The organism is Euryhalocaulis caribicus, assembly GCF_000412185.1.
In the GTDB taxonomy this organism is placed as follows: domain Bacteria; phylum Pseudomonadota; class Alphaproteobacteria; order Caulobacterales; family Maricaulaceae; genus Euryhalocaulis; species Euryhalocaulis caribicus.
This window is the reverse complement of the sequence record NZ_ASJA01000016.1, coordinates 52,583-79,216: the sequence shown is the minus strand read 5'-3', so window position 1 is coordinate 79,216 and position 26,634 is coordinate 52,583. Positions and strand designations below refer to the sequence as shown.

Annotated in this window: 24 protein-coding genes; 9 read left to right on the top strand and 15 right to left on the bottom strand. The window is 63.9% G+C overall.

Annotated features, from left to right (window positions below; translation table 11 throughout):
• Positions 1-54: 54 nt before the first annotated feature.
• Positions 55-3,222, bottom strand: coding sequence for a TonB-dependent receptor (locus L338_RS12980; protein ID WP_022698825.1), 3,168 nt, complete (start codon positions 3,220-3,222; stop codon positions 55-57).
• 208 nt (positions 3,223-3,430) lie between these two features.
• On the opposite strand from L338_RS12980, the gene L338_RS12975 reads away from it, so the two are divergent.
• Complete coding sequence (locus L338_RS12975) at positions 3,431-4,921, top strand: ArnT family glycosyltransferase (protein ID WP_161624631.1); 1,491 nt, start codon at positions 3,431-3,433, stop codon at positions 4,919-4,921.
• Here the strand turns inward: L338_RS12975 and msrA are convergent.
• The 5 genes from msrA to L338_RS17640 form a co-directional block, all read right to left on the bottom strand.
• Positions 4,918-5,580 carry a peptide-methionine (S)-S-oxide reductase MsrA gene (msrA, locus tag L338_RS12970; protein WP_027068538.1) on the bottom strand — a complete coding sequence of 221 codons (663 nt, stop codon included), beginning with the start codon at positions 5,578-5,580 and terminating at the stop codon, positions 4,918-4,920. The two genes, L338_RS12975 and msrA, sit on opposite strands and share 4 nt — an antisense overlap.
• 116 nt (positions 5,581-5,696) lie before the next feature.
• Positions 5,697-6,392, bottom strand: coding sequence for a hypothetical protein (locus tag L338_RS12965; RefSeq protein WP_022698824.1), 696 nt, complete (start codon positions 6,390-6,392; stop codon positions 5,697-5,699).
• On the bottom strand, positions 6,389-8,236 hold the full coding sequence (locus L338_RS12960; protein ID WP_022698823.1) for an O-linked N-acetylglucosamine transferase family protein: 1,848 nt from the start codon (positions 8,234-8,236) through the stop codon (positions 6,389-6,391). Before L338_RS12960 ends, L338_RS12965 begins: the two co-directional genes overlap by 4 nt.
• A complete protein-coding gene (locus tag L338_RS12955; RefSeq protein ID WP_022698822.1) occupies positions 8,233-8,769 on the bottom strand; it encodes a hypothetical protein in 537 nt (178 codons plus the stop codon). The genes L338_RS12960 and L338_RS12955 overlap by 4 nt, the downstream gene beginning before the upstream one ends.
• A gap of 9 nt (positions 8,770-8,778) precedes the next feature.
• Positions 8,779-8,955: a hypothetical protein gene (locus tag L338_RS17640; protein ID WP_022698821.1), complete on the bottom strand. Its 177-nt coding sequence runs from the start codon at positions 8,953-8,955 to the stop codon at positions 8,779-8,781.
• 98 nt (positions 8,956-9,053) lie between these two features.
• Between L338_RS17640 and L338_RS12950 the strand changes: the two genes are divergently transcribed.
• The 4 genes from L338_RS12950 to L338_RS12935 are packed head-to-tail and all read left to right on the top strand — an operon-like array spanning position 9,054 to position 12,567.
• Entirely contained in the window at positions 9,054-9,788 is a 735-nt protein-coding gene (locus tag L338_RS12950; protein ID WP_022698820.1) for a hypothetical protein, read from the top strand.
• Positions 9,785-11,017, top strand: coding sequence for a kynureninase (kynU, locus tag L338_RS12945; protein WP_022698819.1), 1,233 nt, complete (start codon positions 9,785-9,787; stop codon positions 11,015-11,017). The genes L338_RS12950 and kynU overlap by 4 nt, the downstream gene beginning before the upstream one ends.
• A 14-nt stretch (positions 11,018-11,031) precedes the next feature.
• On the top strand, positions 11,032-11,847 hold the full coding sequence (gene kynA / locus L338_RS12940) for a tryptophan 2,3-dioxygenase (protein ID WP_022698818.1): 816 nt from the start codon (positions 11,032-11,034) through the stop codon (positions 11,845-11,847).
• Positions 11,848-11,892: 45 nt separating this feature from the next.
• Positions 11,893-12,567, top strand: a complete 675-nt coding sequence (locus L338_RS12935; RefSeq protein ID WP_022698817.1) for a hypothetical protein — start codon at positions 11,893-11,895, stop codon at positions 12,565-12,567.
• Between the two features lies 1 nt (position 12,568).
• Here the strand turns inward: L338_RS12935 and L338_RS12930 are convergent, their stop codons facing one another.
• The 4 genes from L338_RS12930 to can form a co-directional block, all read right to left on the bottom strand.
• Positions 12,569-15,664 (bottom strand): efflux RND transporter permease subunit, encoded by a 3,096-nt coding sequence (locus L338_RS12930; protein ID WP_022698816.1) that lies wholly within the window; start codon positions 15,662-15,664, stop codon positions 12,569-12,571.
• A 4-nt stretch (positions 15,665-15,668) separates the two neighbouring features.
• Entirely contained in the window at positions 15,669-16,730 is a 1,062-nt protein-coding gene (locus L338_RS12925) for an efflux RND transporter periplasmic adaptor subunit (protein WP_022698815.1), read from the bottom strand.
• On the bottom strand, positions 16,727-17,293 hold the full coding sequence (locus L338_RS12920; RefSeq protein WP_022698814.1) for a TetR/AcrR family transcriptional regulator: 567 nt from the start codon (positions 17,291-17,293) through the stop codon (positions 16,727-16,729). The genes L338_RS12925 and L338_RS12920 overlap by 4 nt, the downstream gene beginning before the upstream one ends.
• A 151-nt stretch (positions 17,294-17,444) precedes the next feature.
• Positions 17,445-18,062, bottom strand: a complete 618-nt coding sequence (gene can / locus L338_RS12915) for a carbonate dehydratase (protein WP_022698813.1) — start codon at positions 18,060-18,062, stop codon at positions 17,445-17,447.
• An 82-nt stretch (positions 18,063-18,144) separates the two neighbouring features.
• On the opposite strand from can, the gene L338_RS12910 reads away from it, so the two are divergent.
• Positions 18,145-18,942 (top strand): enoyl-CoA hydratase/isomerase family protein, encoded by a 798-nt coding sequence (locus tag L338_RS12910; RefSeq protein WP_081639627.1) that lies wholly within the window; start codon positions 18,145-18,147, stop codon positions 18,940-18,942.
• Positions 18,942-19,733, top strand: a complete 792-nt coding sequence (locus L338_RS12905; protein ID WP_022698811.1) for an enoyl-CoA hydratase/isomerase family protein — start codon at positions 18,942-18,944, stop codon at positions 19,731-19,733. Before L338_RS12910 ends, L338_RS12905 begins: the two co-directional genes overlap by 1 nt.
• Here the strand turns inward: L338_RS12905 and L338_RS12900 are convergent.
• The 5 genes from L338_RS12900 to L338_RS12880 all read right to left on the bottom strand — a co-directional run bounded on the left by L338_RS12900 (position 19,730) and on the right by L338_RS12880 (position 24,316).
• Positions 19,730-21,052, bottom strand: a complete 1,323-nt coding sequence (locus L338_RS12900) for a lipopolysaccharide biosynthesis protein (protein WP_022698810.1) — start codon at positions 21,050-21,052, stop codon at positions 19,730-19,732. The genes L338_RS12905 and L338_RS12900 overlap by 4 nt on opposite strands.
• Positions 21,049-21,843, bottom strand: coding sequence for a GTP--adenosylcobinamide-phosphate guanylyltransferase (locus L338_RS12895; protein WP_022698809.1), 795 nt, complete (start codon positions 21,841-21,843; stop codon positions 21,049-21,051). Before L338_RS12895 ends, L338_RS12900 begins: the two co-directional genes overlap by 4 nt.
• On the bottom strand, positions 21,840-22,997 hold the full coding sequence (locus tag L338_RS12890) for a hypothetical protein (RefSeq protein WP_022698808.1): 1,158 nt from the start codon (positions 22,995-22,997) through the stop codon (positions 21,840-21,842). Before L338_RS12890 ends, L338_RS12895 begins: the two co-directional genes overlap by 4 nt.
• Entirely contained in the window at positions 22,978-23,730 is a 753-nt protein-coding gene (locus tag L338_RS12885; RefSeq protein ID WP_022698807.1) for a sterol desaturase family protein, read from the bottom strand. Before L338_RS12885 ends, L338_RS12890 begins: the two co-directional genes overlap by 20 nt.
• A gap of 73 nt (positions 23,731-23,803) precedes the next feature.
• Positions 23,804-24,316, bottom strand: a complete 513-nt coding sequence (locus L338_RS12880; protein WP_152485901.1) for a DUF2141 domain-containing protein — start codon at positions 24,314-24,316, stop codon at positions 23,804-23,806.
• Between the two features lie 110 nt (positions 24,317-24,426).
• Here L338_RS12880 and L338_RS12875 point away from each other — a divergent pair, with 110 nt between their 5' ends.
• Both L338_RS12875 and L338_RS12870 read left to right on the top strand, forming a co-directional pair.
• Complete coding sequence (locus tag L338_RS12875; RefSeq protein ID WP_022698805.1) at positions 24,427-25,590, top strand: LptF/LptG family permease; 1,164 nt, start codon at positions 24,427-24,429, stop codon at positions 25,588-25,590.
• Positions 25,587-26,633 (top strand): LptF/LptG family permease, encoded by a 1,047-nt coding sequence (locus L338_RS12870; RefSeq protein WP_022698804.1) that lies wholly within the window; start codon positions 25,587-25,589, stop codon positions 26,631-26,633. Before L338_RS12875 ends, L338_RS12870 begins: the two co-directional genes overlap by 4 nt.
• Position 26,634 lies beyond the last annotated feature (1 nt).

The following is a 26,634-nucleotide window of genomic DNA, read 5'->3' as shown; positions in this document are numbered from 1 at the left end:
GCCCGTCGCCGGACCGCCCTTCCCTTTTTTCGAGCATCTGGATCGTGGAGGGATCTAGAACTCGTATTTCACGCCGAAGCGGACGGACCAGAGCGAGGGCGAACCCACGCGCGGTTCAATGATCAGGTCGTCATTGAACTCACGGTACTCGAATTGCGTACCGCCATTGATCAGCGCCCCGTCAACGATGGCGTTGACGCGCGGGAAGCTGGCTTCCTTCAGCACGCCCCAGTCATCGTTCAGCAGGTTGGTGAAGTTATCGATCACCACGAAGCCGGAAGCCCGGTGACCTTCCAGGAAGCCCGGAATTTCCTGCTCGAACTTCAGGTCGATCTTCGTCCACCAGTCGCCCGTGAACTCGTTGCGGCCCGCGAACGTGCCGGCGAATTCGTCCAGACCTTCCTCGGCGATGAAGTCGAAGAAGGCTTGCGTGTCGAAGTTCGCGCCATAGACCACGTTCGGGTCGTTCGGCCCGGTCGGGATGTAGAGCAGCGAGCTCGGCGAGCTCTGGAACGGGTTGAAGCCCAGCACGTCGTTGGATTCGAACGTGTAGCTGTAGGGCCGGCCCTCGTTCGCCGAGAAATAGGCCGTCAGGCGGGACGTCCAGTCCTTGAAGAAATCGACCTCGTAATTCACCAGCGCCGTGATGCGGTGCTCGATATTGTAGTTGGAGGTCGCGACTTCGGAGATCTGCGGGTTCAGATAGGCCCGGTTGTCGTAGTTGGAGAAGGCCACCGACGAGGTCATCGGCTGCTCGTCTTCCGCGTCCGAATAGGCGTAGGCCAGCGTCCAGTCGAGGCCGAAATCGTAGGATTTCTGAACCGAGAACGAGGCGTTGAACGCTTTCGGGTTCTCCTCGCCATTGGTCAGAACCAGCGACGGCAGGCGCACGCTGGTGAATTGTGGCTGACCGGCGACCGCGGTTCCCGAAAGCTCCAGATCGCCGCGGCGGATCACCGCCGGATCTTCAGCCCAGGAATAGAGCAGGTCCGCGTTCAGGACGTAATCGCCGCCCAGGAAGCCTTCCATCGGAACGTCGTAGACAAAGGTGCCGCCGAAGGCGAGCTTCCACTCGGACGGGAGAACGAAGTCCGGGTCGAGATAGTTGATCTCGAAGTTGGAGCCCTGCTGGTTGGTGACTGCGTCCGCCAGAGTAACCGGCACGTCGTAACCTGGGCCGCCCGGACCGTCATTGTTCGTGTACTGGAGGTCGAAGACCGACGCGCCTTCCGGCAGCAGGCCCTCGTCCACCGTGTACTGAAGCACGTTGTTGGCCGAGTAGTTGTTCGACAGCCAGACATTCGGGTTGCCGCCGGAGTACCGGCCGAAGCCGCCGCGCAGGCTCAGCACTTCGCTGGCTTCCCACTGGAAACCGACACGCGGCTGCAGCAGGCCCTCGCCGTCCAGGTTCTGCGAGTTCGAGAAACCATAGCTGGCCAGGAAGTCCGGGTTTTCGGCCGGAAGGTCGTCGCTGGTGTAATGGTCATAGCGCAGGCCGCCGGTGAGGGTCAGGCCGTTCGGCATGGACCATTCGTCCTGAGCGTAGAAGGTGTGGACCGCAAAGCCCCACTCCGCCGCCGCGTCTTCCGGGTTGCCCGTCGGAGAGTTGGCGTACTCATAGGCGCTGAAGATGCCGGCTTCGAAATCGGCAATGCTGTCGAATTCGATCTGGCCATCGACGTGCTGGACGAAGACGTTGAAGACATCGGTCTGCTCAAGCTCGTAACCGGCCGTGAAGGTGTGGTCCTGCCAGTGATACTGGCCCTTCAGCGCCGTGGTGAACGTCTCGTAGCTGAGCTTGTTGGCCTGACGGCTGTCGTCCTGACCCAGATAGATGGTGTTGTTGCCGACCCCGATCTGAACCTCGGCGAACCCGCTTTCGTCGGCGTTGGAGATCTGGCGATTGTCCAGTTCCAGATAGCCGACGCGCAGTTCGGTGGAGAAATTGTCCGTCCAGTCGGAATAGAGCGAGCCGACATAGGAATTCAGCTCGGCGCCGCGCTCATAAAGATGGTTCGAGAATTCGAACTCGTTTGAGTCGCCATCGGACTCGTTGATGTTGAAGCCGTCATTGTAGTTATAGACGAATTCGGCGCGGTGACGGTTATTGATGTCCCAGTTCAGCTTGACCAGGAGCTTTTCGTCTTCGTTGGCGAAGCTGCGCGGCAGCGAGCCCGGGTCGAAATTATAGACATCGTTGGAGATGCGGACGATCTCGTCAAAATCGGCCTGGGTGAAGCCCGGCAGTTCGACGGCGGAGTTGGAGCCTTCCGGCCCGCGGTCGAACGTATTGGCGCCTTCCAGCTTCTCGTAGGCGACGAAGAAGAAGAGATTGTCCTTGATGATCGGGCCGCCGACATTGAAGCCGTAACGCTTCTCGTCGAAGGGCGCGATCTCGATGTCGTCGCCTTCCAGGCTGTCGCCCTGCAGGCTGTCATCGGTGTAGTCGTAGAACAGGCCGCCGTGGAATTCGTTGCCGCCCGTCTTGGTCACCGCGTTGATGTTACAGGCGGAGAAGCCGCCATACTGGACATCGAACGGGGCCAGCTCGACCGCGACCTGCTCGATCGCGTCATAGGAGAAGGGCTGGCGCTCTGTCGGGAAGCCGTTGGAGTTCAGGCCGAACGCATCGTTCATGCGCACGCCGTCAACGGTCAGGCTGTTGAAGCGCGGGTTGGCGCCGGCGCACTGGATGCCGTCGACGAAGGCTTCGTCCAGATAGATGCGCGGATCCAGGCGCACGATGTCGCCCAGGCTGCGGTTGATGGCCGGGGCCGAGTCCAGGATCTGCTGGTTGAAGGTCGCTGACGGGCCAAGCGCCGTCTCGACGGCCTGAACGGCGGTGCCGGTGACGACGATTTCGTCAGCCGCAGCGCCCGCGGAGAGCGCCAGGTTCAGATCGAACGTTTCACCCAGATTGAGGCTGATGCCCTCGACCACCGAGGTCTGGTAGCCCGGCGCGGACGCCATGATCTGGTAGGGGCCGCCGACGCGCAGGTTACGCGCGCTGAACGTGCCGGCGTCGGTCGTGTTGTAGGTCGAGGCCGAGCCAGTCGGAACGTGAAGCACGGTGACCGTGGCGCCGGAGACGGCCGCGCCGTTCTGGTCCACGACCTGGCCGCGGACCGCACTGGTGGTTTCCTGCGCGTGAGCGACGGAGACGATGGCCGGAACCAGCGCCAGAGCCGCCGCGCCGGTGGCGAGATAGTTGCGGAATTGCATGTCGGTTTTCCCTTGAAACTGCGACGGCCGCGCAAAATGGAAGCGCGCCGTCCCCCCTGTTGGTGCAGTCCGTGCGGATACGCCCGTTGGAAGAACCTTTCTCTGCGAGTCAGCGAAGCTTTTGTGAGAGCTGAGCGACAAATCGGTGACGCATAACGATTCTATGAACTTGGGGCCGCGCGCGGGGGCTGATACACAACCTGCCGTTATGACCGACCCTGCCGCCCGTCCCGCAAACGCCACCAATCCGCGCCTGTTCTGGGGCGCGGCGCTGGCGCTGATCGCTGCGCGCGTGATCGCGCAGATCGTGTCGCCGCTGGAGCTGTATCCGGACGAGGCGCAATACTGGGGCTGGAGCCGCGAATTCGTCTTTGGCTATTATTCCAAGCCCCCCATGGTGGCCTGGGTCATCGGGCTGACCACCTCCATTTTCGGCAATTCGGAATGGGCGCTGCGGTTGGCCGCCCCTTTCCTGCACGCGGGAACGGCGCTGTTTCTCTATCTCACCGGGCGGGAGCTGTTCGGCGAGCGGACCGGGCTGTGGGCGGGGCTGGCCTGGCTGACCCTGCCGGGCATTGCGCTGTCCTCCTTCGTCATTTCCACCGATGCGCCGCTCCTGCTGATGATCGCGGGCATGGTGTTCGCCTTCGTGAAATATGTGCGGACGCAGAGCTGGCTGTGGGCGGCGGCGCTGGGCGCGGCCATCGGGCTGGGCTTCCTGGCGAAATACGCCATGGTCTTTCCCTGTATCGGCGCGGCGGCGGTGTTCCTTTTCGACCGGGAGGCGCGCCGGGCCTTTCTGAGCGTGAAGAGCGTTCTTATCGCGGCCGTCGCCGCCGCGGTGATCGCGCCAAACATTCTGTGGAACGCCGCCAATGGCTTCGCCACGGTCAGCCATACCGCCGACAACGCCAATCTGGACGCGGAGCTGTTCAATCCCGGCCATCTGGTCGAGTTCTGGGTGGACCAGCTGGCCGTGGCCGGACCGGTTCTTTTCCCGCTTCTGGTCGTGGCGCTGGTCCGGGCGTTTCGCACGAAGGACGCGCATAAGTCCGCGCTGGTCTGGCTGGCTCTGTTCACCCTGCCGGCGCTGATCGTGATTTCCGGCCAGGCTTTCCTGTCGCGCGCCAACGCCAACTGGGCGGCCAGCGCCTATCCGGCCGGGGTCTTGCTGCTGACGGCGTGGGGGTTGGCCCATGCGCGGAAATGGTTCTTCGGGGGACTGGCGCTGAACGCCGCCCTGGCGCTCTTCCTGATCGTGTTGACGATGTTCCCGGCAGTTGCCGACGCGCTGGGGCAATCCAATGCGTTCAAACGGATGCGGGGCTGGGAAGCGATGACCGAACAGGTGATCGAGGCCGCCCAGGACGGCGGATACGGGCTGATCGCGCCGGATGACCGCTTCGTGTTCCAGACGATGGATTATTACGCCCGCAACCGGAACGACCGGCCGGTCATGAAAATGTGGCTGCGCCACGAAGCGCCGCACAACCACGCCGAAATGATCGCCCCCCTGCCGCAAGAGACAGAGGGACCGATCCTGATCGTTTCAAAATTCGAAGATCATATTGAATGGCTGGAACGCGATTTCGAACGGCTGGAGCCGGTCGGCGAAATCGTCATTCCCATCGGGGGCGGGCGGACGCGCACGCTGCGCCTCTATGAGGCGGAAGGCTACGCGCCCGTTCCGCGCGACTAGCTGGACTTGTCTTTGGCGTTGAAGCCCAGCGCCTCGTCGCCCCAGATTTCCATCAGGCGCGCGTCCCGGCCGCAGCCTTCGCGATAACCGTCATAGGCATATTGCTTCGTGACATAGCCGAAGCGGCTGAGGATACGGTCGTCGCTCTTGTAATAATCCTGATGATAATCCTCGGCCGGATAGAATTCCCCGGCGGTCAGGATCGGCGTGACGACTTCCTTGCCCAGCGCCTGTTCGGTTTCGTTCTTGGAGGCCTGCGCGGCGCTGCGCTCCGCGTCATCGGTCACGAAGATGGCGCTGCGATAGGACTCGCCCCGGTCGCAGAACTGGCCGCCGGCGTCCAGCGGGTCGACATTGCGCCAGTAGTGGTGGAGCAGCTCGTCATAGCTGACGGTCTGCGGGTCATAGAGCACCTTGATCGCCTCGTAATGCCCGGTGTCGCCGCCCGTCACTTCCTTGTAGGACGGATTTGCCACGTCGCCGCCCGTGAAACCGGAGATAGCCTCGCTGACCCCCTCCACCTTCTCGAAGTCGGCTTCAGCGCACCAGAAACAGCCCGACGCGAAATAGGCGGTTGCCTGAGCATCTGCGGACCGGTCCGCGCCCGCGGTCTGCGCCGAACCGGCAAGGGCCGCGGCGGCGAAAATAATAGGAAGCATGGCGAATCTCCTTTCAGGGCATTGCGTCATCGCTTGCCAGAGAAGATGCGCCGCGCGGCGGCAGGTTCAATGAAAGCCTGATCACAAACACCGGATCAGGCCGTGAGCAGGCGTCCTCAGCCCGCGCCGGCCAGATCCTGCGCCAGTTTTTCCCACTCCACGCGCAGATCGCGGGGCGTATCGTCCGAACCCGGCGCGTAGAGGGCGCGCGCGGCGCGGGCCGCGGCCAGCCGGTCCGCGTCGGCTTCTTCCATTTCAAGCCGGGTGACGGCGAAAGCGACCTGGCGCGTTCCGCCCTCGATTTCGATATGGCCGGGGGGAACCAGAGTCAGGATCGCCGCTTGCCCCTCCACGATCTCCGAACCGGGGATATCGACGATCAGTGCGACGGGCTGATTGTTTTCGCGAATGACGGACAGGGCGACACGCACGCCGTTCAGGAAAGCCAGCGTTCCTTCGGCCACGGCCGGGTCGAATACATGTTTCAGTGTAATCCGCGCCCGCGCCGCGCCTTCCAGCGTCACCGGCAGAAGAATCTGCGAGAAGGCCGCGCCGCCCGCGAAGCGATACGCTTTACGCCCCGCTTCTTCCTCGATCATGTAAAAGCCCGCGCCGGGAAAAATTCCCGCCGCATCCAGCGCGAACCCGCCGGGGGGCAGCAACTGATACTCGTCCGGCGCAAAATCCCCCAGCGGGATCAGGTCCTGATCCTCCGCCGGCGACACGGGCCAGGCGGCCAGCGCCGCCGCGAAATCCGCCGGGGAAAGATCGCCCGCGGCGGCCAGTTGTTCATGAAGCGGGTTTTCGATCATGCCGGGTCTTTCTCGATAATGGTCTCCACGGCCTCGCACAGCGCGCCATTATAGCCTTCGAACAGGCGCGAGCGTCCCAAGGCGGCCTGCACCTCCGCCTGCGCTTCCGCGTAGCGAACGGGGTCTTCCGCCAGCGACAGCGACAGGTCGATCATCTGATCTTCATCGGCCGCGATAAAGCCGTCCAGCCCCATCTGACGCAACACGTCCGCGCCCTGCCGGGCGCGCTGCCAGGGCCCTTCCAGCGTGACCACGGGCAAACCGGCCAGCAGGCCGTCCGAGGTGGAGAAGCCGCCGGAATGAGGCCAGGTGTCCAGATAGACATCGCAGGCTGCGACCACGTCCGCCACTTCGGTGAAACTGGCGCGGGGGCCCAGAACGATGAGGCGATCAACCGGGAAATCCGGATCGATGCGGCGCATCGCGGACGTCATCACATCCAGACTGTAGAAGGAGCCCCAGTTCGGATTGAACGGATAGAGCAGCAGCCGGACGTCAGGCCGGGCGCGCAGCAGGCGGCCCCACAGCCGCACCTGTTCGGGCGAGAATTTATAGACGCTGCCGCCCGCGGCAAAGACCGGCGCGTCGCCCAGACGCCGCCGCCACGCGGCCGGGGCCGTGTCCCGCGCCACCGGCGGGGTCACGCCGCGAAACTTGATGATCGAGCCCTCCAGAAAGACGACCTGTTCGCTGAAATGGTCTTCAGCCCCTTCGCCTTCGCTGTCGCGGCCGGTGATCCAGTAATCCATGGCGGCCATGCCGGTTGTCAGGGGCGAGGTGTAAAAAGCGGCCTGTCGCGGCGCCACACGGGCGGCGAAGTCGTAAATGTACGGATTGACGCCATAGACGATGTTGGAGACCGGCATGGCCAGCCCGCAATCGGCCTCGCGAATGGCCGCGACGCGTTCTGACCCGGCCATGTTGGCCAGCGGAGTCACGGACGCCGATTTTTCCCGCACAAGCCGCGCGACCGCCCCGCCCTGGCCCGCCTGCAGCGTATGTCCGGCGGCGTGAATGAAGGAATGCACCTCGAATTTCCCGGCCAGGTCCTCCAGCACGGCGCAGCCCGCATAATTCTCCGTGCGGTCGACGACGTCACGCCAGTAAAGGGCGATGCGCCGGCGGTTTCCCCCGCCCGCCCCGGTGAAAGGCGCGGCGCGCCACGCGGCGCATTGATCGATGACAGCCCCGATCGCTTCCCGAACGGCGCGGCCGCTATCGGGAATGGAGAACAGGGGATTCAAATTCATTCCGGCCAGAACCATGTGCGCGGTCAGGGCGCCGCTGCGCCCTTTTGCGTCGATCAGACGGGTCAGGGCCGTCGCCAGGTCGCGCAAATAAGCCGTATAGCGGTCACGATGCTGGTCAGAGCGGATCTGGCTGGGCTCCGGCGCCAGTTGGTTCAGAAGGACGCCGGGCAGCGCGCTGATCGTTTCGGGGGGAAGAGCCGCGATGCCGGGCGTGAGATCATAAACCGGCGCGACCAGCAGGCCGGCCGTCAGTTTTCGCTGAAACTCCAGCGGCGCGTCGTCCGGGGACAGGGCAATGCGGGCAATCCAGTCTTCATCCGGCGTCAGGCGCAGACGCAGATGGCGGGCGTGCTCGCGAATGAATTCTTCCAGAAACGCGCCCGCCGGCTCCTTCATCAGGACATGGAGGTCCTCCGGCGGGGTCTCCAGTATCGCTGCGGCCAGTTCGTCGCGGCGGCGCGACAGCATGGCGGGGCTGAGCATGCGGTGATTGTCGCTGGCCATCAGGCGGACCAGGTCCTGCAAGCGCCGCGTGGCGGTCTTGAGACGGCGCAGGATGGCGCCATCGGTCAGCAGGGCGACATGGTCGCTCACAGGCCGAATCCGCGTTCGGTGAATTCCGCGCCGCCCACGACGCCGACTTCATTCATGTCGCCGCGGAAATAGAGCGGACCGCCCGCGCGCCGCGCCGTGACAGGCTGCAACACAAGACGCCGGGACAGATCGTAAGCCAGCCAGTCGAGAAAACGCCCCCCGCCCGCCAGCAGCGGCGCAATGGCAGCAGGCGCGGCGGAGGCGTGGCCGGTAACGGCGGCGGCGTAATCGGCCGCGCCCTGCAGGTCATGGCGCAGTGCGCACCGCCAGCCGAGGGTGAACAGGGCGGCGGTCCAGCCCTCTTCCGCCAGCGCAGGCAGCCGCGCATCGAACCAGCTGGCGTGACGGCCCGTTTCGATAAAGGTTCCGGCCCGCGCCACGGCGTCAGGCGGGTCGCTTTCGCGCAGGGTTTCGCCCGCCAGCCGCCAGGGCGCAGCGGCTTCAGCCAGCCGCGCGGCGCCCTGCGCGGGGCGTCCCGCAGCGATGATGTCGCGAATGTCGGTCCAGTCGGGCGCGGGCGTTTCGCGCGGCATGGCGCGCCCCTATTCGTCCTCGTCCAGGGTGTCGGGATCGAAGGCGAAAACCTTCTTCACGGCGCGGCTGTAATAATTGAACAACATGCGCGGATCCTTGCGCGTCCATGTGCCGTCGGGCTGCAGCACGCCTTCCATCCGGGCCAGTTCCTTAGCCAGTTCAACCGCCGCCAGTTCCTTGGACATTTGCCGCTCCGATATTGTCATGAACGCCGGTCCGTCCTAGAGAGCGGTCGGCCCGCCGTCAAAGGCTTTTCGCCCCGCAACAGACATAAGCGCTTGGTATGATTTTGATTTCTTACGGCCTGCCCAAATCGGCCAGCACTTTTGTCTTCTTTACGCTGACCAATCTGGCGGAGGGGGCGGGCTCCCCGATATGGCGGCGTCTGGACGAGCGGATGCCGGAAGACCGCAAGGCCGCTTTCCAGCCCGATGTGGACCGCGAATATATCGAACTGGCGCGCGACCGCTGGCCGGATGACGAGCTGCTGCCGGTGAAAACCCATTCCACCCTGCATGCCTATACGGCGCAGGAAATCTGGGCCGGGCGGATCAAGGCGACGGCGTCTTTCCGCGATCCGCGGGACAGCGCGCTGGCCCTGCTGGACGCCGGGGTGCGCGACCGCGAGAATGGCAAGGAGTCCTTCTTCGCCACGCTGCACCATATGGACGACGCGATCCGCGTGCTGCGCAAGCAGATCGGCAAGACGATGGAATGGCTGGAAACGCCGAACGTCATGCCCGTGCCCTTCATGCTGGTGGCCCAGCACCCGGACATCCTGGCGCGCGAACTGGCCCATTTCGCCGGCACGGAAGACGCCCTTTCCCGCATCGACGAGGCGGCGCCGAAAAAGGAAGACGTCCCGGAATTCAACAAGGGCGTCCTGAAACGCTACGAGACCGAGATGGAACCGAAACACCGCGCGGAAATCGAAGACCACTTCGGATTCTATATCGAACGCTTCGACGCCATCACCAATGAAGTCTTCCGCGATCTTGGCCTGCCGGAGCCTGTATGAGCCTGACCCGCGCCGATTTCGAGCAGATGGACGCGGATGACGCGCTGGCCTTTGCGCGCGACCGCTTCTCCATTCCCGACGGCCTGATCTATCTGGACGGCAACTCACTGGGCGTGCTGCCCGCCGCGACGCCGGCCCGGATGAAGGAAATGGTCGAGCGCGAATGGGGCGAAGACCTGATTTCCAGCTGGAACAAGCATGGCTGGATGGACATGCCGCTGGATCTGGGCGCGAAGGTCGCGCCGCTGATCGGGGCCGCGCCGGAAGAGGTTCTGGTCGCCGACACGGTTTCCATCAATATCTACAAGCTGGCGGCCGCGGCCCTGAAAATGCGGCCCGGGCGCAAGGTGATCGTCACCGAGACCGGCAATTTCCCGACCGATCTCTACATGCTGCAGGGCCTGGCCGAATTTCATGACGGCGTGGAGGTGCGGGCCGTGGCGCGGGAGAACATCCCGGAGGCGCTGGATGACGATGTCGCCCTCCTCCTGCTGACCCATGCCCACTACAAGACCGGCGCGCTGTTCGACATGCAGGCGATGACGAAGGCGGCGCATGACGCCGGGGCGCTGACGCTGTGGGACCTCAGCCATTCGACGGGCGCGGTGGAGCTGGACCTGCAGGCCGCGCGCTGCGACCTGGCGGTGGGGTGCGGCTATAAATATCTCAATGGCGGACCGGGCGCGCCGGGCTTCCTGTTCATCGCCAAGCGGCATCTGGACGATTTCCACACGCCGCTTTCGGGATGGCTGGGCCATGCAAAGCCGTTCGAGTTCGTGGACGATTACGCGCCGGCCAGCGGCGTTCGGCGGGCCATGTGCTCCTCCCCCTCCATCCTGGCGCTGACGGCGCTGGAGGAGGGTCTGAAGACGTTTGACGGCGTGGACATGGCCGATATCCGCGCCAAGAGCCGGAGGCTGGGCGATCTGTTCATCCAGCTGGTGGAGGAACGCTGCGGAGAGGAATTCGAGCTGGGCTGCGCCCGCGATTCCGAATGGCGCGGCAGCCAGGTCAGCCTGCGGCACAAGGACGGCTACGCCATCATGCAGGCGATCATTGCGCGGGGCGTGATCGGCGATTTCCGCGATCCGGACATTCTTCGCTTTGGCTTCACCCCGCTCTATACGCGCTTCGTCGACGTCCATGACGCGGCCGCGCATCTGGCCGAAGTGATGGAAACCGGCGAGTGGCGCGAACCCCGTTTCGCCGAGCGCGCGGCGGTTACCTGAAGGGATAAAGGGCGATGAGCGACGACCTTACGTTTCACGAGCGCCCGGACCTCAGCTACGGGGATTATCTGCAGCTCGACAAGATTCTGACCGCGCAAGCCCCGCTGTCCGGCGAGCATGATGAGCTTCTTTTCATCACCATCCATCAGGCCACCGAGCTATGGATGAAACTGTCCTCGCACGAGCTTCGCGCCGCGCGCGACCAGATCAGGAAAGACGTGCTCGGCCCGGCCTTCAAGATGATCGCCCGTGTGGCGCGCATCCAGACCCAGCTGATCCAGTCCTGGGACGTGCTGGCCACCATGACGCCGGCCGACTACGCGAAAATCCGCCCGTCCCTGGGCCAAAGCTCCGGCTTCCAGTCTTTCCAGTATCGTGAACTGGAATTCCTGATGGGAGCCAAGGACGCCCGGATGCTGAAACCGCACGAAGGCAACCCGGAAATCCATGCCCGTCTCAAGGCCGCGCTGGAGGCGCCCTCGCTCTATGGCGAGGCGCTGGCCCTGCTGGCGCGGCGCGGTTTCGATATTCCGGAGATGGTTCTGAGCCGCCCCCTCGCCGACTCGCACGAATTCAGCGAAGGGGTCGAAGACGCCTGGCTGAAAATCTACCGCGATCCCGAGACCCACTGGGATCTCTATGAACTGGCCGAGAAACTGGTCGATCTGGAATACCGGTTCCAGCAATGGCGGTTCGCGCATCTGAAAACCGTGGAGCGCATCATCGGCTACAAGACCGGAACCGGCGGAACGTCGGGCGTCAGCTATCTGGCCAAGGCGCTGGATAAGTCATTTTTCCCGGAACTCTTGAGCCTGCGCACGCGTCTTTGACCGGCGCGCGCCGGTTTGCGGCGCATCGAATTGCCGGAGTCTGACATGACACGCACAGCAGCCCTGCTTGCCTCGATCGCCCTCGCATCCTGCGGGGCGAATGACACGCCCGATTCCGGCGAAGCGCCCGCCGCCGGGGAAGAAACCGCTCTGCCAGCACAAATGCCCGAAGCCGAAAACGAAACCACCGCCCCCACGCCGCCCGCGGCCGAACCGGCGTCTGAAACCGAAGGCTTCGAAAACGCCGCCCTGACCGGCGACGGTCTTGGACCGCTGCGCATCGGCATGACGCTGGAGGAGGTGAATGAGGCGGCGGGTCCGGACGACAATCCCGGCGCGGTCGGCGGGCCGGAGCCGGAAGTCTGCGATCAATTTCATCCCGCCGACGCCCCGGACGGCATTCTGGTAATGATGGAGAATGGCGTCCTCAGCCGCATTTCCCTGGCCCGCAACTCCGTCGTGGAAACGGATGCCGGAATCGGATTGGGCGATGGCCCGGAGACCATCCGCGAAGCCTATGGCGACGGCGCGGTCGTCACGCCGGGCAAATATAATCCCGAAGCGCAGGACTTCACCGTCTGGCAATCGGGTAATACGAGCGCGGACTATGTGCAGGACCCCGATGCGCGCGGCATCCGCTATCAGGTCAATCCCTCGGGCGAGATCCACATGATCCACGCCGGCGGGCCGAGCATTCAATATGTCGAAGGCTGTTCCTGATCTATCGGGCGGCCGGCGCGGAAACTGATCCGGCGGCCGCTTGAGATTGACGGCGGTTCGGCGGCTTGATGCCGAAGAACAGCGAATAGAGCAGCGGCGCCGCCACCATGGTCAAGACCGTCGCGAAGGCGAGACCGCCAATGATTGTCACCGCCATGCCGCGGAAGAAGGCGTCGGTGAGCAGAGGAGTCATGCCGAGGATCGTCGTGCCGGCCGCCAGAAGAACAGGCCGCAGGCGGCTGACCGAGCCGTCACGCAAGGCCTCCCACCGGTCATCGCCGCGATCGATGCGGACATCGATCTCGTCAATCAGGACAATGGCGTTCTTGATCAGCATGCCCGACAGGGACAGGAAGCCCAGAAGGGCCGTGAAGCTGAAAGCGGTGTTGGTGGTCAGAAGGCCGATCACCACGCCGACCAGCGACATCGGCACGATCAGCCAGACAATGAGCGGCTGACGCACCTTCAGGAACAGCAGCAGCGAGACCAGCAACATAACGATGAAGCTGACCGGAAGCTGCGCCCCGAGTGATTCATTCGCCTCCATAGAGGCTTCAAACTCGCCGCCCCATTCCAGCGTATAGCCGGGCGGCAATTCGACCGACTCGATCGCCGGGCGGAAACGCTCGAACGCTGTGGCCGCGGTCTCACTCTGGCGGGACTGCGCCTGCACCGTGATCGTGCGGACCCGGTTATAGCGCTGAATCAGAGTCTCCTCGGCTTCCACCTCGAACGCGCTGACAAGATCATCCATCGAGACGTAAGAATTCCGGCCCGGACTCCAGATCAGGCGGTCGGCCAGGGCATCGGCTTCATTGCGTTCAGCGACCGGAGCGCGGGCGACGATGGGGATCAGGCGGTCTTTCTCACGATACAGGCCCACCGTCTCGCCCGTGGTGGCGAAGCTGACGGCCTGCGCGATGTCTTCCCGCGCAACGCCCAGCGTCCGGGCGCGGGATTCGTTGATTTCGGGGATGATGACCGGCGCGCGGTTACGCCATGTTGTGCGGACTTCGGTGACATTCGCCTCGCGCTCCACGCTTGCCATCGCCTCGTCCGCCAGGGCGCGCAGCACATCCGCATCCGGGCCTGAGAAGCGCGCTTCCAGATCCGCGCCGGAGGGCGGACCGAAGACAATGCGATTCACGCGAATTTCCGCGCCCGGCCAGTTTTCCTCCAGATGCTTCTCGATCTGGTTGGCGAGCGGGGGAATTTCATTGCGGTCGGCGGTCCGAACGATCAACTGGCCATAGGCGGTGTTGGGCTGTTCCGGCGCGTAGGTCAGCATGAAACGGGTTGCGCCAGCCCCCACGAACATGTCGACGGCCAGAACATTTTCCAGTTCTGCGACATAGGCGCCCATTTCCTGCAGGTCCTCATTCACGTCGAGGATGTCGGCGCCCTGAGGCTGCACCACGTCGACATAAAAGATCGGCGTGTTGGAATTGGGGAAGAAGGATTGCTTCACAAACCCGAACGCCCAGTAGCTGGTCACTGTAACGACCAGCAGGACGGCCAGCGTTATCCACCGGGCGCGCAGCGTGGTTCCCAGAATGCGGCGATAGAGGCCGAATACGCGGCCGCCATAGGGGTCGGTCGGGTTGCCCCGGTTTGACTTGAACAGGGTGTAGGACACAAGCGGGGCGACCGTGATCGCCAGCACCCAGCTGAGCATCAGGGAAATCAGGATCACCGCGAACAGGGAGAACAGGAATTCGCCCGTCACATCCGGCGAAAGGCCGATGCCGGAGAACGCCATGATCCCGATGACGGTCGCGCCAAGCAGCGGCCACTGCGTGGCGGACACCGCGTCCTCGGCCGCTTCCTTCCGGCCTTCGCCGCGCTGCACGCCGGTCTGTATGCCTTCCACCACCACGATGGCGTTATCGACCAGCATGCCCATGGCGATGATCAGCGCGCCCAGAGAGATGCGCTGCATCTCCAACCCGCCGAGCTTCATGAAAAAGATGGTCCCTGAAATGGTCAGAAGCAGGACCGTGCCGACGGACAGGCCCGCGCGCCAACCCATGAACACGCACAGCATTCCGACCACGATGGCGAGCGACAGGGCCAGGTTCACGAGGAAGCCGTTGAGCGATTCCTGAACCACCTGATGCTGCTCATAGATCGGGTGGATATCCACGCCGACCGGGATCCGCGGGGCAAGCTGGTCCAGCTTCGCCTCGACCGCGTGACCGACATCGACAATATTGGCGGACGGCAGACCGGCGACGGCCACCGTGAAGGCGCGCTGATTGTTGTGATAGATAAACTGATCGGGGCGTTCGACATGCGCCCGGGTCACGGTCGCAATATCGCCCAGCCGGATCGTATCCCCTGAATTGGCCGGCGCGATCAGCAAGTTCTCCAGCGCCGCCACGCCGTCGATGCTCTGCGGCACGGAGATGCGCAGCAAGCGTTCGCCCATCGGCGCTTCGCCGGCGGAAACCACTTCGTTCTCGTTTGAAATGGCCTGCAGCACCGCCGGAAAGGGCAGGTTCAGACGGGCAAGGCGGCCCTGCGGAATTTCGACATAGATGCGCTCGTCTTCGAGCCCGGCCGTCTCCACCCGCGCGACGCCGTCAACCAGCGACAGCTCCCGTCTGAGCATCTTGGCGAGATCACGCTTCTGGGCGTCGGAATAGCCCGGGGCCGTGATCGCGTAGAAAATGCCGTAAACATCACCGAAATCATCAATGACGAAGGGCTCGCTGGCGCCGGGGGGCAGGAAGGCCGAAGCGTCGCGCATGCGTTTGCGGAGATCGTCCCAGACCTGTTCCAGCTCGTCATCACGATACTGGTCCAGCATCTCAACCTGGATTTCGGACCGGCCCGGCGCTGATTCCGATTCCATGCGCTTGAGCTGATCCATCTGCTGCAGCGCGATCTCCAGCGGTTCTGTGACTTCCTGCTCCACCTCCTCGGCCGTCGCGCCGGGATACTGCGTCACGATGACGGCGTTCTTGATGGTGAAGGCCGGGTCTTCCAGGCGACCGATCGTAAGAAAGGCCCAGATGCCGCCCAGCAGGCAGAAAAGGATAATCAGCCAAGCGAGAAGCGGCTTCTCGATCGACAGGCGCGCGAGATTGAAACGCATGAATTCAGTCCAGTTCGTCGCCGAGCGGGCGCACCCGCATGCCTTCCTGCAAACCCGCCACGCCGGCGGTGACGATTTGCTCGCCCGCTTGCAGCCCCTCTGTCACCAGCACGCCGCCATTGTCGAGACGCGACGGCTTGACTGGCCGGGGCGCCACTGCGCCGGAGGCCGCGTCATAGGTCCAGACCACGAAATCGCCCTCCGGCGTGTCGTCCAGAGCCGCGACAGGGACGCGAACCGCCCCGGAAACCGGGCCTTTCATGGCGACATTGGCGACGACATCGGCCGTCATTCCGGGCAGAATCGACGCGGGAACGCCCTCCGGCAGGGCCATCATCACCTTGTAGGTGAGCGAGGCCTGGTCCGGTTCGGCGATCAATTCGCGGTATTCCAGCGGGAATTGACGGTCCGGCGCGAACGGAAACGTCGCGTACATGGCCACGGAATCAGCCGAAACCGTCGCGATAAGATCCTCAGGAACCTGGATCGCGACGCGCAATTCGCCCGTATCCTGCAGCCGCGCGATCGGGGTTCCCGCATCCACCTGAGTGTAATTATCGACATATTTCCGGGTCACCAGACCATCAAACGGCGCGGTGAAGCGAGCATATTCAAGGTTCTGACGGGCCTGATCCAGCGCCACAACCGCCAGATCATAGGCGGTTTGCGCGCTGTCCAGCTGTGCTTTCGGGGTCGCGTTCTGTTCAAAAAGCTCCCGTGCGCGCACGAGATCGGTGCGAGTCTGCTCCACCCGAACCTGCGCCTCGCGCACTGCGCGATTGTAATCCTGTACTTCAAGACGCGCGATCAGGTCGCCCTTGCTGACGCGATCACCCTCCTCGACCGGGAATTCCTGAAGCCGGCCGCCGACCCGCATCGTGACGTCGATGGCGATCCGCGCCTCAACGCGGCCGACAAACTCTCGAGTCAGGCCTTTCGAGGCCGTTTCCACGGTCTCGATCTGCGCGGTCTTGACGATTTCCGGCTCCTGGGCGGCCTCCCCGCTACAGCCGGCGACCAGAATGGCGGCGGCCAGGCCAATCCATGCGATCAGGGGGCGGGTCATCGCGAGATCTCCTTGGTAATCTTGAGCATGCGTTTTTCCACGCGCTCACGTTCTTCGGGGGTAAGAATTTCCAGGCCCATCATGCGCGACAGGCGCATTCCATCGGCCGCCAGGAACATCAGGTACGCCATTTCGATGTCACTGGTATGAGCCGCGACCTGTTCCTTGATCTGCTCAATATTCTTGCGGACCGTCCCGATCAGCTCAGGCTGCTCGGCAAGGGCGGCGAGGAGACCCATGCGAACGCGCATTTTCTCCTCATCCTTGTTCAGGATGTTCTCCAGAAGCGCCATGAGAACCGCGCAATCGGTCTTTTCGGCCTCGTCCGCGGCATGAAGCGCATCCTCGCGGATGGAGCAGGCCATGCGCTCGACCATGCCCTCGATCAGGGCGGCCTTGCTGGGGAAATTGTAGAGCACGCCGCCCTTGGAAAAGCCGCTCTTCCTGACCACCGCGTCGATGGTCAGTCGCCCGGAGCCTTCATCGGCCACGATAGTCTCGGCGGCATCCAGAATGATGTCGCGGGTCGAGCGTTTTTCGGCGATTTCAACGATGTCTGACAAAGACCGGATACTCCTGTCACAAAAACTGTACCGTCTGGACGGTATTTGTGCGGTGCATGTATACCGTCTGGACGGTTTGACAAGAGTCCCACGCAGAAAAAAACCCGGACTTCGCAGTCCGGGCCTTCGCAATGACGTTTCCTGGAGCCGGTCAGAAAGAGGTGAGCGCCGGCGGCTGACCCGCCTTCCGCGAGCCGAGCGGCTTCACCAGGCCGTCCTTGAGAGAATAGACCCAGCCATGCACGGTCAGGTTCTGCCCCTGCCGCCAGGCTTTCTTGACGATGGTGGTGGCGCAGACCCGGTCCACCCCGGTCATGACGTTCAACTCCACCAGCCGGTCCTGACGCGCTTCACCCTCCAGCGATTCCAGTTCGTCGGCGTGGCGGCGGCGCACGTCCTTGATATGCTCCAGCCAGTTATCGATCAGGCCGTGGTCAGCGTCTTCCAGCGCCGCTGCAATGCCGCCGCATCCATAATGGCCGACAATGATCACGTCGGAGACCTCCAGCACCTGCACCGCGAATTGCAGCACCGACAGGCAGTTCAGGTCGGTCGGGACGATAACATTGGCGATATTGCGGTGAACAAACACCTCGCCCGGCGGCAGATCGATGATCTGGTTGGCCGGCACGCGGCTGTCGGCGCAGCCAATCCACAGAATGTCCGGGCGCTGCTGCCGCGACAGCCGCAGGAAATATTCCGGGTCGTCGGTCTTGATGCCATCCGCCCAGCGGCGGTTATTTTCCAGAAGTTTGCCGAGATCGCTCATCGTCCTATCCTGCCCTCTTCTCGATATTCGGGATACGCTACCTAGCAAGCCCTACCCTCCATAGAAATACTGAAAGCCGTCCGTGAATCCTGAACCCGACACATCGCCCGTGCGCCTGACGCGAGAGGGTCCCATTGCCCGCCTGACCCTGAACCGGGCAGCGAAAAAGAACGCCGCCAATGCGCGCATGTGGCGCGCCATCGCGGACCTGACAGGCGAGGCGCGGCGGATGGAGGGGCTGCGAGTTCTGATTGTCAGCGGCGAAGGCGATTCATTCGCGGCGGGGGCGGACATCGCTGAAATGGGGGCGCTGATCGGGGATGAGGCCGGCGCGGCGGACTATGCGGCGACGTTCAGCCGGGCCATGCAGGCGGTGGCGGACTTCCCGCATCCCGTTCTGGCGATGATCCGGGGCGCATGTATTGGCGGCGGTTGCGGGCTGGCGCTAGCCTGTGATTACCGCTTTGCCGACACCACCGCCAAGCTGGGGGTGACACCGGCGAAGCTGGGCCTGCTCTATACGGTGGATGATACCAAACGCCTGATCGACGCGGTTGGCGTATCCCGCGCCAAGTCGATGCTGTTCACGGCCAGCGTGTACGATGCAGCGGACGCCAAAGCGTTCGGGCTGGTTGATGAGGTGATCGCGCCGGAGGCGCTGGAGGAGGCCGTGACCGCGCACGCTGACCGTATCGCCAGCCTGTCGCCCTTCACCATCACCGCCATGAAACGCTTCGTGAAACAGGCGCAGGCCCGGGGCGAGGACGAAGAATCGCGCCGCGCCTTCGCCAAGGCCTTTGCCGGACCTTCCTTCGCGGAAGGGTTTCTGGCCTTTAAGGAACGCCGCGCGCCGCAATTCAGCGAAGAACAGGAATCCTGATGACCATCAAAGCCGATATCCCGCCCGACACGCCGATGCAGTTTGACGTTGCGGACGGGGTCGCCCGCCTGACCATAGACCGCCCGGCCAAGAAAAACGCTCTGACAGGCGCGATGTACAACGCCATCGCGGAGGCCTGCAACGCGGTGAACGACAGCCCCGACATCGGAGTGCTTCTGTTGAGCGCGTCAGGGGACACGTTCTGCGCCGGCAACGATATCGGCGACTTCATATCCGGGGCGGGCGCCGATCTCGGCCGCCTGCACGAGCCGGACTACAATCCCAGCGCCAACGCCGTACGGGCCCTGATGGCGTTAAAGAAGCCGCTTGTGGCCGCGGTGGAGGGCGACGCCATCGGCTTTGGCGCGACCATGCTGCTGCACGCCGATTTCATCTATGCCGGCCAGAGCGCGCGCTTCCGGTTTCCGTTTGTCGATCTGGGCATCGCGCCGGAGGCTGGCTCCTCGCAAATCCTGGTCCAACAACTGGGCCGCGTGCGCGCCGCCGAATTGTTGCTGGGCGCGGAAGCCGCGGAGGCGGCGAAACTGCTGGAATACGGTCTGATCAATGAAGTGACGGAAACCGGCGGCGCGCTGGCGCGGGCAGCGGCCATGGCGGCGGCGCTGGCCGCCAAGCCGCGCGAGTCTCTGGTGGAAACCAAGCGGCTGATGCGCCGGGAGCCCGAGCCGCTGGACGCCCGCGTGGCCGAGGAATTCCGCGCCGTCGGCCGACGGGTGGGATCTGAAGAAGCGCAGGCGATCTTCGCCGCTTTCTTCACCCGCAAATCCTAGGCGCCGGCCTTGTCATGCCGCCGCCCCCGGAACAGGGCAATACAGGCGGCCACCATGACGCCGAGCGTGACGCCGCGGGCAATAAAAGCCGCCAGCCCCGCCCCGGTCAGCCCGATCAGGTTCAGAAGCAGGAGCATGGCGAGAATGCGCGTGGCCGCGGATACTGCCTGCGCGCCAAGCACCATTTGCGGCTTGCCGAAGGCGTAGAGCGTGGGCTCGAACGGCGATGCGGCGGCGGCCAGCGCCCCTGAGGCGGCCAGCCAGATCAACAGCATGCGCGCCTCGCCAAACTCTTCGCTGAACACGCGGGCCAGAACAGGCTCGCCAAAGAACCACAGAATGATCGTGAACAGCGTCCCAGCCGCAAAGCCGGTCAGGCTGGCGCGGGGCAGAAGGCGCGCAGCCCGGCCAAGGCGGCCGGCGCTGATCAGGCGCGCCAGCTCCGGATAGATGACCTGTTCGGCCAGTTGCGCGCCCTTGATAAGCGCATTGGCGACCTCGAACGCCACCTTGTAGAGACCCGCGGCGGCCGGCCCCAGAACGCCGCCGACCAGCAACGGCGGAATATGGGTGCCGCTGAGCTTCACCGTGCTGGCGCCGTTGGCAAAAATCATGAAGCGCCAGAGGCCGTCATGCCGCGCGTCCCGGCCGCCCGTGGCGATGCCGCCCCAGCGCCCCTGCCGCGCCAGCTCCCGCGCGCCCAGAAGCGGCAGCGCCAACCCGGCGGCGGCCGCGCCAATGAACCAGACGATCACGAAACCGGTGAGCCCCCAGCCCAGCGCCGCGGCAATGATGGCGCCGGCCAGCCGGATCAGCGGCGTCAACTGCGCCTGCATCGCCAGTAAATCGAACCGGTCGTAAAGACGCAGCACGCCCGTTGCGGCGGCCTTCAATGTGAAAAGATTGACCAGGCTGTAGAGCGCCAGAAGCGGCGCGGTTTCAGGCGGCAATCCGGCGATGGGCGCCAGAACGAAAGCCAGCCCCGCGGCCAGCGCCGTCGACAGTATGGCCCCGGCGGCGTCGGCCGCGAAGCAGACACGCAGCAATCGCTGGAACGCGCCGGGACGATTGCGGGAAATATCATCCGCGCCGTAGCGGATCACCGCCTGCCAGGACTTGAAGGAAACCAGTTCCGCAAAGGCCAGCGCATAGGCGTGGATCAGGACCAGAACGCCCAGCTGTTGCGCGCCCAGCGCCTTTGCGGCGATGGCCAGATAGACAAGCCCAGTCAGACCCGCAGCGGTCTTGCCGCCGCCCAGCATGGCGAAATGCTTCAGGAGGCGGCGGAAGGAGCCCGTAGCCTCAACGCCGCCGCTCACGCCTTCCCCGCGGCGATCCGCCGGGCGAGTTCCAGATCAGACGGTTTGTCCACGTCGATGGCGGCTTCGGCGTAGGGGATCAGGATTGGCCGCGCCTTTACGGCCAGCTTGCGGGAAGCCAGCGCGAACGCCTGATCCAGCGTCAGCAGGCCGGCGACATAGAGGAAAAGGGCGCGAACCCCGAAAAGCCGGGCCAGCTTGACCGGCGATTTGCGCAGCGCCTCGGCCTGTTTCCAGAACGTGAACACCCGGCCCGCTTCAGGCGTTATCGCCGCGAAAAGATTGCAGCCGGAATAGGCGCCGCCGCGGAATTTCAGATAGGTGCGCTGAACGTCCGGATAGCGCGAGCGGATGGTGCGGGAATCCGCCAGCCCGACAGCCAGATCAATATTTTCATCATGCGCCGCAGCGATGAAATGCTTCAGAATGGCCGGGGTAAGCAGGGCATTGTCGGACGTGGTCACGACCAGGGGCGGCGCGCCGGCTTCGCTGTTCAGCACATCCAGCGCCGTGGCGGGCGCGCCGTCCGCCGTTCCGACCACCGATAACGGTTTGGACGTCAGGCTTTCCAGCGCCTCCGGGGGCGTGGCGGCGTCGGCGGCGACAATCACCCGGTCAATCCATGGGGTCTGGTCGATCGCGCCCAGCACGCGGGCGATCAGGCTGGTCCCGCCGATCTCCGCAAAATGCTTGGCGGCCAGCCCCTCGGCGGCGGCCAGAGGGTCGCCGGGACGCGCGCCGGCCAGAACCAGCGCCGTCCAGCCCTGCCGGGATGTGTCGTCTTCGCTCACGGCAGCGCCTTCTCATAAATGCGGTAGGTTTTATAGGCGGGCGCGCCGAAATGTTCGTTGATCCGGCAGAGCGCAGTGTTCTTTTCCAGAACCCAGGACATCTCGACCTCGTCAAACCCCTGCTCGACAAAAGCGTCGGCGATCTCCTGCAGCAGATAGAAGGTCACCAGGGAGCCGAAGCGGGTGTTCAGGTGATCTGCGTGAACGCCGAACAACGGCAGGCGAACGCTGCGCGGCCCTTTCACCTTCAGGCGGTAAAGCAGTTTCGACCAGCCGAAAGGAAGAAGCCGGCCATTCAGGCCGCGCGCCAGCTCATTGACGTTCGGCAACAGGATGGCGAATCCGACAGGCTCGCCATTCAACTCTGCGATACGCCCCATATCGGCGGTCAGAAGCGGGCGCATTTCACTGATTGCGTGGTCAATTTCCTCGTCCGTGAACGGGATGAAGCCCCAGTTCCCGGCCCATGCGCCGTTGAATATCGTCAGGGCGTTGCGGACTTCCTCATCGAACCGCTTCATGTTCAGCGGACGGACGGTCAGACCTTCATGCTTTTTCGCGGCCGCAACCGCCCGGCGCATTGTGGGGGTGTCGTGCCCCTCTCCGCGATAAAGGAAAGCGAACGTATCGGCGGCCTTGGCATAGCCAAGCCGGTCCAGATGCCCGCCATAATAGGGCCGGCCATGGGGCATCATGATCTGGGGCGGGGTGTCGAACCCGTCCACCAGCAGGCCGCATTCCTGATTAATGGTCCAGTTGAAAGGCCCCTGAACGCGATTGGCCCCGCGTTCGCGCAGCCAGGCTTCCGCCGCGCCGAACAGGCCGTCAAAGACGCTCTCTGAATCAATGCCTTCGATGAAGCCGAAATGGCCAAGGCCGGAACCCTGATGCGCCTCGGCCAGCGGATCGATCTGCGCGCTGATGCGGCCGACCGGCTCTCCGCCGCGGCGGGCCACCCACATGGCGTGCTCCAGCCGCGCCATGGCCGGGTTTGATTTGGGGGAGAGGTGCTGTTTGCGTTCGAACAAGAGCGGCGCGCGCCAAGCCGGATCGTCCGCATAGACGCGCCAGGGCGCGCGGATGAAGTCGTCCAGAGCGGACGAGGTTTCCACCCGCGATATCGTCAGGGACGGATCAGGCGTTTTCTGAAGCATGGTCGCGCGCAGGCCGGTCGCCGCTCAGTTCCGCCACCCAGGGATAGCGCTCCGCCTCGGCGGCGTCATAGCCCAGATTGCGCGCCGTGGCGCTGCGCGGGCGGTCCGACATCTCCGGATAGTGCGTTCCGAAGAAACGGTCCCAGCTGAAATCGATGATGCCGTAATTGCCGGACTCATCATGAAAATGATGCGCCAGATGCTGCGCCTTGATCCGCTTCATGAACGCCGATTTCGGATTGAAGGACAGGTGCTGCGTGCAATGGAAAAATTCATAGACGCAGGTCACCGCCATGCCCGTCGCGGCGGCGGAGAGCGCGCCGGCCGCCCCGCCGATCAGCCAGCCGATCGGAAACGTGATGGCCAGAATCGTCGGGATCGTGGTGTGCAGACCGCCGAACAGCACGCCCATATCGTTCGGATAACGGTGATGATCGTAGTGCACGCGCTTCCACAGGGCCGCCGTGAATTGCGACTTGTAGAGCAGGCGGCTGTGCAGAATGAAGCGGTGGATCAGGTACCAGGCCAGCGAATAGACCGCCACGGCCGCGCCAACCGACAGCGCCACCCGCAACGGATCGGGGTTCACGAAGAAGACCCCGGCGGTGAAAATGGCGATCAGGACCAGATAGATCTGCACCCCCGGATAGGTGACATAGGCGCGCACGAGGTCGCGCATAGTCATGCGGTTCAGCAGGTAGTCCTGACGTTTCCAGGCATCAAAACCCAGCATTGGTCCGTCCCCGAAGGCAAAATCGTGACTGTTTTATGTAGACGGGCGGCCAGTGTCGACCGCAGCGCGCCGTTTACTTCTTCAGCGAAATGGTGATCGCGGTCTGCCCCGGACCGGCTTCAAAATCGGCATCGTCCAGCTGCGGCGCGCGCGGTTTGAAACCCGGATTGGTGGACAGCCCCCAGGGCTCGGCGGGCAAGCCAATGAAATTCTTGTCGAAATCGCGGTTTCCATTGACATCGTGATAGATCCCGACGCCATAGGTTCCCGGCTCGAGGCCCGAGAAACAGAATTGCACATAGGCCGCGTCGGCGGGCACCCGCACGCGCGCCAGCTTGTTTCCCTTCTTCAGGAAATGTTCGGGCACGTCATCATGCAGGTCGGCCACGATCTGACCGTCCCGCTTGTTGATATTGTCGACGGTGACGTGAATGCGCGGGGACGGCCCTTCGCAGAATGGATCCCCCGTCGCGCGCGATGTCGACACCTCTTCCGCCTCGTACCGATCGGCGTTATCAGCGGCGGCGGCGCCCACAAGGAACAGGGCGGCCAAAGACCCGCCCAGGGCTTTCGCTCTCCAACTCATGACACTAACGTGACCTCTCGCAACTGACTTGTGCGGCGGCTGCATTACCAAGCAAGACCCAGACCGCTTAACAGATAGGCGTTCGTTCAAGGATTAACAGCGCTCTTACCGTGACGACACTGGACCGCTATTTCATTGCCCGCGTTATTCGCATTACCGCGGCGCTGACCGGCGTTGCGCTGCTGGCGCTGATGCTGGAGCGCATGCTGCGTGTCCTGGATCTGGTCGTCAACGCAGAGAACCTAGCCATACAAGTTGCCCAAATTATGGGCACGCTGATGCCGCACTATCTGGGCATTGCGCTGCCCACGGCGTTTTTCCTCGGGGTGCTTCTGGTTTTGCAACACGCCAGTCGCTCCAACCAGATTTCGGCGCTGCAATCGGCGGGCGCGAGCCTGACCCGGATCGTTGCGCCCTTCATGCTGCTGGCCGGGCTGCTGGCGATGATTTCCTTCTTCCTGTTCGGGGTTTTGCAGCCGCAGGCGCGATACACTTATCGCGCGCTGACCAATGCGGTGATGACCGAGACCCTGGAGGCGGCCATCCGGCAGGGCGCGTTTGTCAGCATGGGCGATCGCACGGTGTTCGCCGAACAGTCCAGCCGCAGCGGCGGAAATCTGGAACAGGTCTTCGTTTATGAGCAGCGCGCCGCCGGCGATGACGTGGTGCTGACCGCGCCGCGCGGCGTGATGACCCGGACCGAATACGGCATGGCCAGCATGATCGAGCTGCGCGACGGCCAGACATCGAGTTTCGGCAAGGACGGCGAACTGCAAGGGCAGGTGTCGTTCGGCGCGCTGGACTGGACCCTGACAGCCTCCGACGAGGGCATGTTCCGCGAGCGCGGGGCCGATGAGCGCGAAATGACGATCAGCGAGGTCTGGCGGGCGCTTGGCGACGCCGAGACGGCCGAGGAAACCATGATGTTGCGAGCCGAACTTGATGGCCGGCTGGCGCGGATTTTAATCGTTTTCATACTGCCCATATTCGCCGCGCCACTGGCGCTCAATTCCGGCCGGACCGAGCAAAGCGCCGGACTGGCGATCGGGCTGATCCTGCTGATCACGGTGTTCGAGCTGATCGAACTGGGCGAATCCCTGGTCAAGGAAGGCATCATGCCGCCCTTCCTGGGTATCTGGGCGCCGCTGGTGATGTTCGGCGCGCTGAGCGTCGCGATGTTCTATCGCGTGGCCTACACCAACAAGGAGCCGCCGCTTTTCATGGCGTCCGAGATGATCGGGCGCATCCGCTTCCTGCTGAGCAAGCCTGAATGATCGGCACGCTTTCCCGATATCTTCTGCGCTTCGTGGCGCCGCGCTTCATTCTGGTCTCGGTCGGCGTGACGGCGCTGGCGCTGTTGCTGGACACGGCCAATAACGGCGACCAGCTGTGGGATGATGGCGGCCTTCTGGCGCTTGGCCGTTACGCCTTGCTGCGCGCGCCTTCGATCTTCACCAGCCTCAGCGTGTTTTCCGCGCTGATCGCCATTCTGATCACCCTGACCGAACTGGTGCGGCGGAGCGAGCTGGTCGCGCTGATGGCGGCGGGGTGGTCTCAGCGCAATCTTCTGGCGGCGTTCGCGCCCGCCATGACCCTGATGGCCGTCGCGCACTATGTCGTTTCTGACTTCGCCCTGCCCTCCGCCACGCAGGGTCTGCGCGACTGGGGGTTCGAGGAGGAACTGGATCGCGCCGGAGACTCCCTGTGGCTGCGGACAGGCGAGAACGTGTTCCGGATCGGCGGCGTGGATACGCATGGCGAGATGTCCGACGTATCGGTTTTCCATCTTTCCGAGGCCGGCGTTCTGGACCGGCGGATCGATGCTGAAAGCGGGCGCTATGAGGATGGCGCTTGGCAATTACAGAACCAGAGCGCCACAGGGGCCGAGGGAGCGGATATCGCAGCGCCGCAGACCATTCCCCTGCCCTTGTCGCCGGTGCGGCTGAGGCGGCTGGCCAGCGATCCGCGCAGCCTTTCGCTCGCCAGTCTCAACGACCTTGTCGCCGCCGAGACATTTGGCGCGCGGCCGCCGCATGTCTACCGGCTGTACCGCCAGCGCAAGGCCAGCCAGATATTCAGCATCCTGATCATGGTCTGCCTGGCCGTGCCGCTGGTTCAGCGCTTTCAGCGGCAGGACGCCACGGCGCAGATTCTGGCCAGCGGCATCGCGCTGGGCTTTGTCTATCTGGCGCTGGACAGTTTCTTTGTGGCGCTGGGAGAGGCCGGAATTCTGCCCATTGTCATGGCCGCCTGGGGGGCGACGGGCCTCTTCGCGCTGGTCGCCGGGGCCATGATGCTCAATCAGGAATCCCTCTGAC

What these genes read in the sequence shown, in the direction of transcription:
- kynA (WP_022698818.1), top strand. Translation starts at nt 11,032, where the DNA reads ATGAGCGACGACCTTACGTTTCACGAGCGCCCGGACCTCAGCTACGGG.
- L338_RS12930 (WP_022698816.1), bottom strand. Translation starts at nt 15,664, where the DNA reads ATGCGTTTCAATCTCGCGCGCCTGTCGATCGAGAAGCCGCTTCTCGCT.
- can (WP_022698813.1), bottom strand. Translation starts at nt 18,062, where the DNA reads ATGAGCGATCTCGGCAAACTTCTGGAAAATAACCGCCGCTGGGCGGAT.
- L338_RS12935 (WP_022698817.1), top strand. Translation starts at nt 11,893, where the DNA reads ATGACACGCACAGCAGCCCTGCTTGCCTCGATCGCCCTCGCATCCTGC.
- L338_RS12925 (WP_022698815.1), bottom strand. Translation starts at nt 16,730, where the DNA reads ATGACCCGCCCCCTGATCGCATGGATTGGCCTGGCCGCCGCCATTCTG.
- L338_RS12885 (WP_022698807.1), bottom strand. Translation starts at nt 23,730, where the DNA reads ATGCTGGGTTTTGATGCCTGGAAACGTCAGGACTACCTGCTGAACCGC.
- msrA (WP_027068538.1), bottom strand. Translation starts at nt 5,580, where the DNA reads ATGCTTCCTATTATTTTCGCCGCCGCGGCCCTTGCCGGTTCGGCGCAG.
- L338_RS12905 (WP_022698811.1), top strand. Translation starts at nt 18,942, where the DNA reads ATGACCATCAAAGCCGATATCCCGCCCGACACGCCGATGCAGTTTGAC.
- kynU (WP_022698819.1), top strand. Translation starts at nt 9,785, where the DNA reads ATGAGCCTGACCCGCGCCGATTTCGAGCAGATGGACGCGGATGACGCG.
- L338_RS12955 (WP_022698822.1), bottom strand. Translation starts at nt 8,769, where the DNA reads ATGCCGCGCGAAACGCCCGCGCCCGACTGGACCGACATTCGCGACATC.
- L338_RS12950 (WP_022698820.1), top strand. Translation starts at nt 9,054, where the DNA reads ATGATTTTGATTTCTTACGGCCTGCCCAAATCGGCCAGCACTTTTGTC.
- L338_RS12975 (WP_161624631.1), top strand. Translation starts at nt 3,431, where the DNA reads ATGACCGACCCTGCCGCCCGTCCCGCAAACGCCACCAATCCGCGCCTG.
- L338_RS12980 (WP_022698825.1), bottom strand. Translation starts at nt 3,222, where the DNA reads ATGCAATTCCGCAACTATCTCGCCACCGGCGCGGCGGCTCTGGCGCTG.
- L338_RS17640 (WP_022698821.1), bottom strand. Translation starts at nt 8,955, where the DNA reads ATGTCCAAGGAACTGGCGGCGGTTGAACTGGCTAAGGAACTGGCCCGG.
- L338_RS12880 (WP_152485901.1), bottom strand. Translation starts at nt 24,316, where the DNA reads ATGAGTTGGAGAGCGAAAGCCCTGGGCGGGTCTTTGGCCGCCCTGTTC.
- L338_RS12870 (WP_022698804.1), top strand. Translation starts at nt 25,587, where the DNA reads ATGATCGGCACGCTTTCCCGATATCTTCTGCGCTTCGTGGCGCCGCGC.
- L338_RS12890 (WP_022698808.1), bottom strand. Translation starts at nt 22,997, where the DNA reads ATGCTTCAGAAAACGCCTGATCCGTCCCTGACGATATCGCGGGTGGAA.
- L338_RS12965 (WP_022698824.1), bottom strand. Translation starts at nt 6,392, where the DNA reads ATGATCGAAAACCCGCTTCATGAACAACTGGCCGCCGCGGGCGATCTT.